Annotated in this window: 9 protein-coding genes and 3 pseudogenes; 6 read left to right on the top strand and 6 right to left on the bottom strand. The window is 68.0% G+C overall.

Going from position 1 to position 10696, the window contains the following annotated elements; translation table 11 throughout:
* Positions 1 to 266 precede the first annotated feature (266 nt).
* Positions 267 to 977 (top strand): annotated as a pseudogene (locus ACGFU7_RS46510) (transposase); the annotation flags it as partial.
* Positions 978 to 1030: 53 nt separating this feature from the next.
* On the opposite strand, the pseudogene ACGFU7_RS46505 reads toward ACGFU7_RS46510, so the two are convergent.
* Positions 1031 to 1165, bottom strand: a pseudogene (locus ACGFU7_RS46505) (transposase); the annotation flags it as partial.
* A 214-nt stretch (positions 1166 to 1379) separates the two neighbouring features.
* Here ACGFU7_RS46505 and ACGFU7_RS46500 point away from each other — a divergent pair.
* Positions 1380 to 2231 (top strand): class I SAM-dependent methyltransferase, encoded by an 852-nt coding sequence (locus tag ACGFU7_RS46500; RefSeq protein WP_393704718.1) that lies wholly within the window; start codon positions 1380 to 1382, stop codon positions 2229 to 2231.
* A gap of 163 nt (positions 2232 to 2394) precedes the next feature.
* Positions 2395 to 3984: an ISL3 family transposase gene (locus ACGFU7_RS46495; protein WP_393704717.1), complete on the top strand. Its 1590-nt coding sequence runs from the start codon at positions 2395 to 2397 to the stop codon at positions 3982 to 3984.
* Between the two features lie 501 nt (positions 3985 to 4485).
* On the opposite strand, the gene ACGFU7_RS46490 is transcribed toward ACGFU7_RS46495, so the two are convergent.
* Positions 4486 to 5022 carry a hypothetical protein gene (locus tag ACGFU7_RS46490; RefSeq protein ID WP_393704715.1) on the bottom strand — a complete coding sequence of 179 codons (537 nt, stop codon included), beginning with the start codon at positions 5020 to 5022 and terminating at the stop codon, positions 4486 to 4488.
* 408 nt (positions 5023 to 5430) lie between these two features.
* Here ACGFU7_RS46490 and ACGFU7_RS46485 point away from each other — a divergent pair, with 408 nt between their 5' ends.
* Positions 5431 to 5961, top strand: coding sequence for a hypothetical protein (locus tag ACGFU7_RS46485; RefSeq protein ID WP_393704714.1), 531 nt, complete (start codon positions 5431 to 5433; stop codon positions 5959 to 5961).
* Between the two features lie 109 nt (positions 5962 to 6070).
* Here ACGFU7_RS46485 and ACGFU7_RS46480 read toward each other — a convergent pair whose 3' ends face one another.
* The 4 genes from ACGFU7_RS46480 to ACGFU7_RS46465 all read right to left on the bottom strand — a co-directional run bounded on the left by ACGFU7_RS46480 (position 6071) and on the right by ACGFU7_RS46465 (position 8922).
* Positions 6071 to 6388, bottom strand: a complete 318-nt coding sequence (locus ACGFU7_RS46480; protein ID WP_393704712.1) for a hypothetical protein — start codon at positions 6386 to 6388, stop codon at positions 6071 to 6073.
* Positions 6389 to 6497: 109 nt separating this feature from the next.
* Entirely contained in the window at positions 6498 to 7274 is a 777-nt protein-coding gene (locus ACGFU7_RS46475) for an ABC transporter permease (protein WP_393704711.1), read from the bottom strand.
* Positions 7271 to 8224 carry an ATP-binding cassette domain-containing protein gene (locus tag ACGFU7_RS46470; RefSeq protein WP_393704710.1) on the bottom strand — a complete coding sequence of 318 codons (954 nt, stop codon included), beginning with the start codon at positions 8222 to 8224 and terminating at the stop codon, positions 7271 to 7273. The genes ACGFU7_RS46475 and ACGFU7_RS46470 overlap by 4 nt, the downstream gene beginning before the upstream one ends.
* A 29-nt stretch (positions 8225 to 8253) precedes the next feature.
* Complete coding sequence (locus tag ACGFU7_RS46465; RefSeq protein ID WP_393704719.1) at positions 8254 to 8922, bottom strand: DUF4097 family beta strand repeat-containing protein; 669 nt, start codon at positions 8920 to 8922, stop codon at positions 8254 to 8256.
* A gap of 263 nt (positions 8923 to 9185) precedes the next feature.
* Between ACGFU7_RS46465 and ACGFU7_RS46460 the strand changes: the two genes are divergently transcribed.
* Both ACGFU7_RS46460 and ACGFU7_RS46455 read left to right on the top strand, forming a co-directional pair.
* Positions 9186 to 9920, top strand: coding sequence for a helix-turn-helix domain-containing protein (locus ACGFU7_RS46460; protein WP_393704708.1), 735 nt, complete (start codon positions 9186 to 9188; stop codon positions 9918 to 9920).
* 151 nt (positions 9921 to 10071) lie between these two features.
* A pseudogene (locus tag ACGFU7_RS46455) lies at positions 10072 to 10185 on the top strand (ABC transporter permease); the annotation flags it as partial.
* Positions 10186 to 10696 lie beyond the last annotated feature (511 nt).

Genomic DNA, 10696 nt, shown 5'->3' with positions numbered 1-10696 from the left:
CCCGACACGTCTCCCACACGTCCGGCCCGACGGTCTCACCGACCCACTCACCCATCGCCACATGACGAGTCTGGCCCTGCCACTCACGCAGCAGGTCCAAAACCCAAGATCTTCATGAGCCTTCTAGCTTGATCTTTAACCTCGGAGGTCGAACGACTCGTCGTACTTGATCACTCGGACTGGTAACTGCCGTACGTGCAGGCGGCCTTCGGCTGAGCATGTGCTCCGACCAAGGAACACACATACCCAGCACGAAGGCCGTGGGAATGAGTCTGTTGCATCACGCTGTCCGGCAGGATCCGTTTGCGGAACTGTCACGCTTCCGGGGTGAGTTCTACTCCTGCCTGACCAGGCGTGCGGATGCGCTGTTCGAGCTTGCGGACGCCGTGTTGTGTGCGGATGGTCCGGTCCGGTCGCTGGTGGAGCTGTCGCTGGTGGGCGAACGCCGTCGCGGGCACGGTGGGCTCCACGACGCTCTGGCCGCGGGCCAGGTCGATGTCAGCAGGCTGCGGCGGGCCCTGGCCGCGGTGTCTTTGCCGCGGGCGGCGGACGGCCGCCTGGTGCTGGCCGCCGACATCACCTGCTGGCTGCGGCCGAGCGTGCACACCTCACCACAACGAGTCCTTTGCCACACCTACGGACGGGGCAAGGACCAGCACATCCCTGTCCCCGGCCGGCCGTACTCGGTGATCTGCGCGCTGGAGACCGGTCGCAGTTCATGGACCGCACCGCTGGACGCACTGCGTCCGGCCCCGGGGGATGATGCCGCCACCGTCACGGCCGGGCAGATGCGTGAGCTCGTCGAGCGGCTGATGGCCGCCGGGCAGTGGAAAGACGGCGATCCGGACGTTCTGATCGTGGTGGACGCCGGATACGACGTGCCCCGGCTGGCCTTCCTGCTGAAGGATCTGCCGGTGCAGGTGCTGGGCCGGATGCGTTCGGACCGCGCCCCGCGCCGCGCGGTCCCGCCCCGTAAGTACGTCAGCAGCGACGGATCAAACGCGCTGTCGTACAGGCCGAGCCCGCAGGCGGCCTTCCACCGCAGATCACACCGCAACTCCTGGACGGTCTCGAAGTCCGAAAGCCCCTGCGGGCTCTGCAGCACCACCGTCGCGGCCAGCACCTGCGGCGGCAGACTCGGACGGCCGTTGGACGACGGATACATGTCCGCGAACATCCCCGGCGGGAACAGCACCTCGCGATGTTCGGCCAGAAACGCGAACACACTGCCTGCCGGGATCAACTCCCGGCAGGTTTCCCACACATCCGGCCCGACCAGCTCCCCAGCCCATTTTCCCTGCATACCTACAAGACTGGCCCCGACTCCACCAAGCCGGGGCCAGAACACCAGATCTTCAGCAGTCTTCTAGGCTGGCGCGGTGACTGATGAGCAGGAGCGGGTGCAGCCGTCGGGAGTGTGGGCCACGGCGGTGGGGGCGGCCAGGGTGCGGGCGCTGGAGACCGAGCGGGAGAACGCGCTGTTCCGCGACCCACTGGCACAGGCCTTCGCCACCGCTGGCGGCCTGTGGCTTTCCTCGCCGCCGCTGCCCGATGACGAGGCCGCGCGACGCCGCCGGCTGGCCGTGTCGTTCTCCATCGTCATCAGGACGAAGTTCCTCGACGACCTGTTGCAGCAGGCCGCCGCGTCCGGGGTCCGGCAGGTCGTGCTGCTCGGCGCCGGCATGGACAGCCGGGCCTTCCGGATGGACTGGCCCGAGGGCACCCGGCTGTTCGAGGTCGACACCGCCGCGCCACTGGACTTCAAGGCTTCGGTGCTGCGCCAGGAGCGGGCCGTCGCACGCTGCGAGCGGATCACCGTCGCGGTGGATCTGCGTGAGGACTGGCCAGGCGCGCTGGCCGCCGCAGGGCACGACCCGGCCATGCCGACCGCATGGATCGCCGAAGGACTACTGATCTATCTGCCCGAGGATGCAGTGGAGCTACTGCTGGCCCGGATCAGCACGCAGTCGGCGGCAGGCAGTCGGGTGGGGCTGACATTGGGCTCGCGCGGCGTGATCGAGCGCTTCGGCGCGGACGCCGCGCCGGGATCGGCGGCGTCCATGTGGATCTCGGAGATGCCCGACGACCCGGTGGGCTGGCTGGCCGGGCACGGCTGGGAGGCCGACAGCCACACCCTGCGCGAGCGCGCTGCCGCCTACGGCCGCCCGATCAGCACCCCGCCGCAGCGCGAGGAGCGGCCCGGCGGACTGATCTCGGCGGTCCGCCGGTAGAGCGCCTCCCGGTTCCCTAGATGATCGATTCCAAGGGGGCCTGATGAGTGGAGCCAGGTTCATGCGCGGCCAGCCAGTCATGCGCGCACTGACCGCCTACGACCACTAAAGTTCGCCCGAAAATCGCCTGGCTGGACGGTGGTGTGGTCAACAGTCCTTCGCCGTGAACGAAGTGCTGCCGCAGTTGAACGAGCTGCTGTTCTCCTCGGTCGAGGGCGTGTTGGTGGAATCGGTCGAGGTGATCGACACGGTCGTCCGGGTCGAGGCCCGTACGACCGCAGGGCGGGCGGCCTGTCCGGGGTGCGGGTGCTGGTCGGGACGAATACACGGCTCCTACCTGCGATTTCCTCGTGATCTGCCGACGGCGGGCAAGTTCGTCGTGGTGTCGTTGCGGGTTGGCAGGTTCGTCTGCGAGGAGGAATCCTGCGAGCGCATGACCTTCGCCGAGCAAGTACCCGGTCTCACCCGCAGGTTCGGGCGACGGACCGAGCGGCTGCGGTCGACGCTGGTGTCGGTCGGTCTTGCGCTCGCGGGCCGGGCCGGCGCCCGGATGACGGACGCCTTCAAGGTTCCGGTCAGCCGGAACACCCTGTTGAGGCTGATCGCCTCGCTTCCGGACCCCGCCACCGCACCCCGCGTGGTCGGCGTGGACGAGTACGCCCAGCGCAAGGGCCGTGTCTACGGAACCGTGCTCGTCGACGTCGAGACACGTCGCCCGGTCGACCTCCTTCCCGATCGGGAGGCGGACACGCTCGCGGCCTGGCTCGCCGAGCGGCCCAGCATCGAGATCGTCTGCCGTGACCGGGCGCCCTTCTTCGCCGAAGGTGCCACCCGCGGCGCCCCGCAGGCCCTCCAGGTCGCCGACCGATGGCATCTCTGGCACAACCTGGGCGAAGCCGCCGAGAAGTGCGTCTACCGGCACCGTAGCTGCTTGCGTCCCACGCCGGCCCAGCCTGAGGAACCGCAGGAAGAGGCGGAGCCAGCTGCGTCGCCCTGGCCGACAGGGCACCGGTTCGCCGAACGCACCCGCGCCAAGCACGCCACCATCCACGCTCTCCTCACCGCCGGGCACAGCAAGTGGTCCTTCGCCCGGCAGCTCGGGATGACCCTCAACACGATCTTGCGTTTCTCCCGTGCCGCTACTGTGGAGGAGATGTTCACCGGGCAGTGGCAAAGCCGTGCGACCAGGCTCGATGACTACAAGCCCTACCTCGATCAGCGTTGGCAGGAAGGCTGCACCAACGCCTGGAAACTGTGGGAGGAGATCAGGGAACAGGGTTATCCCCGCGGCTACGCCAGTGTCCGTGCCTACGTCAGCAGGACGCTTCGCGGCAAACCACAACCGGTCGGCCCCCGCCCGCCGTCGGCCCGGGCCGTTACGCGCTGGATCCTCACCCACCCCGACGCCCTACCCGAAGGCGACCGGCTCCACCTCAAAGCCGTCCTGGCCAATTGCCCCGAGCTGAAGGCACTTGCCGAGCACGTGCGCTCCTTCGGGCACATGGTCGCTCACCTCCAGGGCGACCAGTTGCCGACCTGGATCGAAGCGGCCACCTCCACCACCGAACTGCCCAGCCTCCGGAGCTTCGCCCAACACCTCGAACGCGACCTCGACGCCGTCACCGCGGGCCTCACACTGCCCTGGAACTCCGGCATCGTGGAGGGTCATGTCAACCGGATCAAGATACTCAAGCGCCAGATGTTCGGCCGCGCAGGATTCGAGCTCCTGCGCAAACGAGTCCTGTTGGCGTAACCGAGAGTCACGCGACCACACGAAGTGGACCAGAGCCCGAGAACGGGAGTCATTTGTCGATGGCTTCGGGAGTCACCGCGTAGCCCCGCTGCTTGGTCAATGTGGATGGGTTCGGGAGTAACCGTCACGGCCCGGCGAACCGTTGGGGGGCCACTGACCGGGGAATGCCCTGAGTTGCCTCCGCTGCCGTTCTTCCTCTGCGATGCGGTCGCCAAGTCAAGCCGCCAGGACGGCCATCACGGGCGCAACACGTATGGTGCACGGGCTCGGCGGAAGACTCACTCGGTGGGAGGCTGTCCGGGGAGCGACAATCGGCGACCACCAGCCTCGCGGTCGGCGGCGGGCGGCCCGGGGCGCGCCGGGCTCGGCCAGATACGGGGGCGGAGACAGCCGACAGCACGGTGCGGGCTGAAGGTCGTCGGCGGGTGCCGGCCGACCGGCACCCGGGTGGCGTGCGCGCGGAGCCGTCCGTCGGGTGGCTCCGCGTACGGCGCGTCGGGTTCAGTCGATGATGTACCAATCGTTCTTGAGGTACTCCAGGGTGTAGCTGCCGAGGTCGCTCTCAGAGAAGGTTGCGGAAGCCCTGACCGCTTCGACCGGCATCTCGATCCTGTCGGGCGTGCGTACGGCGATGCGCTGCGGGTCGACCGTCGCGGTTTGCAGGGCCTTCTTCTGCGCAGGCGAGATCATCTGGACCACGACGGCGTACGTCGACGTGCACGGGCCGAGCCCCTGGTCCTGTGCCTTCTTCGCGGCGGGCCCGGCCACTTCGCAGACCGTGTCGATGTCCTCACGGCCCAGGGCGTGGAGGTATTGCTCGTACCGCTGGATCGCACCCTCCTTCGTCCTGGGCGCGGGCTGGTCGCCGGTTGGCTCGGCCGACGGCTTCTCGGGCCGAGCGGACACGGACGGCGTGGCCGACGGCTCTTCGGCCCGCGTAGACGCGGACGGCTGCGAAGGCTTCGCGTCCGTGTCCTGCTTCGATTTCTCCGGACCGCACGCGCACGCCACCAGCGCCACACAGGTTGATACCGCCACGCTCACCATCGTCCGAGCTCTCATTCGGTCCCCTCACCACCAGCCGGCAACACAAGAGGTCACGCAGGATCCGAGGGAACGGTTCCCGAGCCTGTCCAGGCGGGACGCCGACCGGTTCGCGGAGGGCCCAGAGTCCGCGTGCGCCGCTGCGCGAGGCCGCGTGCCAGCCCAGCTCTCCCCCGGCGCCGACGCGGTTGACGAGCCTCGGCGGTCGCCCCGGGCATATCGACAAACGATGCCCGTTCTCGTGTACGAAGCCATCAGGGCAACCCTGACGCCATGACAACCACCACAGACACCAATGCCACGTCCGTCGACGACGTTGCGCCGCGCACCTGTCCCCCCGGGATGAATCCCGCGTCGCACTCGCCGTCGCCACCAATCTGCCCGCGCCGTGCGGCCGATGCCATGCCAGTCACCGCGGACCCCGCCCCCGGCGACCTGCTCCGCACCGCCCTCGACCTGTTCCATAGGGCCAAGGCCGTGGTCAGACGCGCCGTCATCGCCGAGCGCGAGGGCGGCACAACGTGGGACCAGATCGGCGAGGCCACGAGCACCACCCGCCGGTCCGCCCACGAGAGATGGCGCGAGGATGTCCAGGACTGGGCAGCCAACGGGCGCACCGCGCTTAGGGGCGGCACCAGGCGTACACTCGACTATGCCGCCGAAGTCGATGGACTGCATGCACGCCTCCGCCCCAACCAGCCGCCCGCCGTCACCTCCGGTCTGGACGCCACTCGCTTCCCAGGCTCCCAGGCATACGAAAACGCCTTGCGTGCCCCCGGAACCGCACTGCAGGCCCGCTGCAACACACTGAACAAGCGAGCAGAGAGGCTGTACGCGGAGTACGAACGTCTCCACGCCGAGGAGGACGAGGACAACGACTTCGTCATCGCGCCGACAACCGCACCGTCGCAGCGCAGGTCAGTGATGCGCTAGCCGTCGTCTACGACCAGTTGGTCACGGCCGAGCCGTCCCTGGCCGAAGAACACCGCGTCTACGCCCAGCAGAACCGTGAGCTGGCTGCAGACCTGCGCCAGGCCCGCGGTTAGTGTTGAGGGAGGCCCAGCAGCATGGCGTGGAAGAGCGGCGCGTCCGGGATGCTCGGGCGCAGGTCGCCCAAGGTCTGCCAGCCCCATGACTGGTACAGCGCATGAACCTTGGGGTGATCCTGGACGACCAGGAGCGTGGCGCGCTCCTCGGGGCGTGGGGCGGGTAGCGCGTCGTGCAGCCGCCGGGCGGTGCCGGTCTTTTGCCACGGTGTGCGGACCATCAGCTCACTGAGTGCGTAGGTGCGTGTGCCGGTCTCGGTGATGGTGTCGGCGGGGACGTCGGTGAGCAGTCCGCCCCACCAGTGGCTGTGCATCCACGTCGTTCGTGGACGCGAAAGGGGCGGCGCACGACCGACGCAGTGTCGGTGTACGCCGCCCTGGAGTGGTTTGGGGTGGCGGGGGTGGCCCTCGCTGTCATGGCGGTTACTTGGGGTCGCGGTTGAACTGTGCCTTGGACCAGCGGTAGCCGAGGATGGTCAGGCCCAGGCACCAGGCGAGGGCGATCCACCAGTTGTTGCCGATCTCGGTCCCGAGGAGAAGTCCGCGCAGGGTCTCGATGGCGGGGGTGAAGGGCTGGTACTCGGCGATCGGCTGGAACCAGCCCGGCATGCTGTTCAGGGGGACGAAGGCACTGGAGATGAGGGGCAGCAGGATCAGCGGCATGGCGTTGTTGCTGGCCGCCTCCGCGTTGGGGCTGCCCAAGCCCATGCCGACCGCGATCCAGGTGAAGGCCAGGGCGAAGAAGGCGAGCAGGCCAAAGGCTGCCAGCCATTCCAGGACGGTGGCATCGGTGGAGCGGAAGCCCATGGCCACACCGATGGCGCCGACGAGGATCACGCTGATGATGGTCTGCAGGACGCTGCCGACGACGTGGCCGAAGAGGATGGAGCTGCGGTGGATGGCCATGGTGCGGAAGCGGGCGATGATGCCTTCGTTCATGTCGGTGGAGACCGACACGGCGGTGCCGATGGTGGTGGAGCCGATGGTCATCAGCAGGATGCCCGGGACGATGTAGGCGATGTAGGCGGATCGGCCCGTGCCCCCGCTCATGGTGTCGCCGAAGATGTAGACGAACAGCAGTAGCAGCATGACCGGGGTCAGCAGCAGGTTCAGGGTGAGCGAGGGATAGCGGCGGGCGTGCAGGAGGTTGCGGCGCAGCATCGTGGACGAGTCGCGCACGGCGAGGGAGAGGGAACTCATCGGACGGTCTCCTTGGGCTGGGTGGGCACGGTGGTGGGGGTGAGGGCGAAGAAGACGTCGTCGAGGTCGGGGGTGTGCACGGTCAGCTCGTCGGCCTCGATGCCGGCCGAGTCCAGCCAGTCGAGGATGGAGCGCAGTTCGCGCTGGCTGCCGTCGCTGGGGATCTGCAGCGACAGCGCCTCGTCGTTGCGGGTCGCCTCGTTGAGGGTCCCGGCTGCGTTCTGGTAGGCGGCGGGGTCGGTGAAGCGCAGGCGGACGTGTCCGCCGGGGATGAGCCGCTTCAGTTCCTCGGCCGTGCCCTGGGCGGCGATCTTCCCGTCGTTCAACACAGCGATCCGGTCCGCGAGTTCGTCGGCCTCTTCCAGGTACTGGGTGGTGAGGAAGACGGTGACGCCATCGGTGACCAGTTCACGGATGATGCCCCACATGTTGTGCCGCGAGCGCGGGTCGAGGCCGGTGGTCGGCTCGTCCAGGAAGATGATCCGGGGGTTGCCGACGAGGGTCATCGCGATGTCGAGGCGGCGTTTCATGCCGCCGGAGTAGGTGGAGGCCGGCTTCTTCGCCGCCTCGACCAGGTCGAGGCGCTCCAGCAGCTCGGCGGCGGTGCGCCGTCCCTCGCTGCGGGAGAGGTGGTGCAGGTCGGCCATGAGGAGCATGTTCTCCTCGCCGGTGATCAGGCCGTCGACGGCGGAGAACTGCCCCGTGACACCGATCGCGGCACGTACGGCCTGCGGTTCGGCGGCCAGGTCGTGACCGCCGACGTGCAGGTCGCCGGCGTCGGCGGAGACGAGGGTGGACAGGATCTTTACGGCGGTGGTCTTGCCGGCGCCGTTCGGGCCGAGCAGAGAGAAGACCGTGCCTTCCGGGACGGTCAGGTCGATCCCGTCGAGGACGGTCTTGTCACCGTAGGACTTGCGCAACCCGTGCGCCGCGATAGCCAAGTCGGTCATGAGGAGAGCTCCTTCAAAGACTGCAGGATTCAGAGGCTGCGGGCGGCGATGTCACCCTGGGAGGTGGTCGCCTTAATGGTCAGACCGGGCGTGCCGTCGCTGTTCTTCAGCGCGTTGTCGATCCGGCCGTAGCTGGTGCCGGCGTCCAGGGAGGCGGAGACGCCGCGAGCCGCACCGACGGTGATGTCGCCCTGCTGGGTGTTCAGCGTGAGGTGCCCGCGCACGGCCTCGGTGATGTTCACGTTGCCCCGCTGTGTGCTGATCTCGCCGGGACCGTTCAGGCGGCCGACCGTGATGTGGGCGTCGAGTCCGGTGAGGCGGACGCTGGTGGCCTCATCCAGCTTGACCGAGCCGTAGCCGCCGTCGAAGGCGACATCGCCGAACCGTCCCACGCCGCGGAACTCGGCGGCGGCCGCCTTCGCCTCGATGCGGGAGCCGGCGGGCAGTTGGACGGTGACCTCGACGAATCCGGAGTTGCCAAGGATCCGGTTCTTCGCTTGCGGGGCCTGGATCCGCAGGACGCCGTCGGCGTAGGTGACTTCGGTCTGTTCGGCAGCCTTGACGTCGCGGCTCTTGGCGGCGTTGGCGGGCAGGACCTCGACGGTGGTGTCGGTGCGGTCGGCGGCGATGAACTGGATGCGTCCCGCGGGGATGTCGAGGACGGCCTGGACGGCAGCGGGGGTGTCGAACTTCTGCATCATGCTCTCCTTCTCCGGTATCGCGCGCCCCTTCGGCCCGCTCTTTCCGATAGAGGAAAAGCTACGTTGCATTCATAGATCTCACAACAGATATGTTGCGCCAAAATCCCATCGATGCAGGTGGATACGGCAAAGTTGATGCAATGACCTCGCGCATAACGCAACGCCTTCATGTGTAGCGTGTTGCAATGAATTGAGAGTGAACGCTATAGTCGGCACACCAGCCACCACAGGGCCACGCCCATGCCACGAAGGAGACCGCGATGCCGGGAGGCAGGCTCACCCAGCAAGAACGCCAGCAGATCGCACTGGGACTGGCCGACGGCCTCGCCTACGCCGAGATCGCCCGACGTCTGGACCGCCCCACCTCGACGATCACGCGCGAGGTGATGCGCAACGGCGGCCCCACCGCCTACCGCGCCGAAGTGGCCCACCGCGCCACCGAACACCGCGCCCACCGCCGCAGGAAGGCCGCACCCCGCGAGGCGCAGACACCCCCGCAGCCCTACGGACGCGATGCCGAAGCCGTGCGCGAGTACGAGGAAGTGTTCACCACCGTCATCATGGCTTCCGGCGCACCCCTGATGATGTCCCGGGTGATGGCCTGCCTCACCCTCACCGACACCGGCAGCCTCACCGCAGCCGAACTCGCCCAGCGCCTCCAGGTCAGCCCGGCATCCATCTCCAAAGCAATCACGTTCCTCGAGAGCCAGGGCATGGTCCGCAGAGAACGCGACGAACGCCGCCGCGAGCGCTACATCGTCGACGACGACGTCTGGTACCAGTCGATGATGGCCAGCGCCCGCTCCACCGCCCAACTCGTCGAAACCTCACGGCAGGGCATCAGCGTCCTCGGCCCCGACACCCCAGCCGGCGCCCGCCTCGAGAACATCGCCCGCTTCCTGGATTTCGTCTCCGAAAGCATCGCCCGCGCCGCAGAACAGGCCCGCGACATCCTCCACACGAAACCCGAAACAACCCCCGACACCACCACCTGAACCACGCTCGATCGCCAGCAGACAGCCACGTACACACCCCGTCGCACCACCCCGCCACCGGCCTACATCTTCGGAGATGTAATGGGTGTCGGCGTACACAGGAAAGTGGCTCCGGCAAGATTCTCGTAGCACTTTGCCGAGTACCCCGACAATGAGCGCGGGCATCGGCGACGGTGGCGCGGACCGCTCCGACTACATTGCCTACCTCGTCCCGGGCTTGCTGCTGATGACCATCGACAGCACCTTGACCGGGGCCACGGCCACCACCGACCACCCGTTGCCGTAGCCAGCGCATTGGTCCCTGAGCCACCGGGAGCCGCGCACGCTCAGCCGGGGACCACCCGTTGCCGTAGCCAGCGCATTGGTCCCTGAGCCACCGGGAGCCGCGCACGCTCAGCCGGCGGTCGCGGTCTACCGGGCACCGGCGCTGCTGTCGACCACGGTGCTGCGGTCCCTGCGGCAGGCACGCTCGGCAGCGGGATCGCGGCGATCGCCGCAGCGATCGTCCGCATCCAGAACCGGAAGCCCTGAGCATCCGAAGCCCGGACTCAGCCGTCCGGTGAACAACAGCGGCGCCTGAACGACGACCTGAGTGCCGCCCCAGACCGCCGACCAGATCATCCGGCCCGAGCACCGGCCCAAACGCACACGCCTCGACCTCACCGAACTGGCCGCCGCGACCTAGTACTGCAACGGTGTTTGTGCTGATGGGTGGCCAGTTCTATGGGCTGTGTCCGCGTCGTTTGTAGTGACTGATGCGGGCTTGGTGTTGTCGT

The organism is Streptomyces sp. NPDC048473, assembly GCF_043200155.1.
In the GTDB taxonomy this organism is placed as follows: domain Bacteria; phylum Actinomycetota; class Actinomycetes; order Streptomycetales; family Streptomycetaceae; genus Streptomyces.
The sequence above is the reverse complement of the archived record's forward strand: the minus strand, read 5'-3'. Positions and strand labels throughout refer to the sequence as shown.

Bases quoted from the DNA above. Each gene is read 5' to 3' on its own strand.
- ACGFU7_RS46485 (WP_393704714.1), top strand. From the start codon at position 5,431: ATGCCAGTCACCGCGGACCCCGCCCCCGGCGACCTGCTCCGCACCGCC.
- ACGFU7_RS46480 (WP_393704712.1), bottom strand. From the start codon at position 6,388: ATGCACAGCCACTGGTGGGGCGGACTGCTCACCGACGTCCCCGCCGAC.
- ACGFU7_RS46475 (WP_393704711.1), bottom strand. From the start codon at position 7,274: ATGAGTTCCCTCTCCCTCGCCGTGCGCGACTCGTCCACGATGCTGCGC.
- ACGFU7_RS46470 (WP_393704710.1), bottom strand. From the start codon at position 8,224: ATGACCGACTTGGCTATCGCGGCGCACGGGTTGCGCAAGTCCTACGGT.
- ACGFU7_RS46465 (WP_393704719.1), bottom strand. From the start codon at position 8,922: ATGCAGAAGTTCGACACCCCCGCTGCCGTCCAGGCCGTCCTCGACATC.
- ACGFU7_RS46460 (WP_393704708.1), top strand. From the start codon at position 9,186: ATGCCGGGAGGCAGGCTCACCCAGCAAGAACGCCAGCAGATCGCACTG.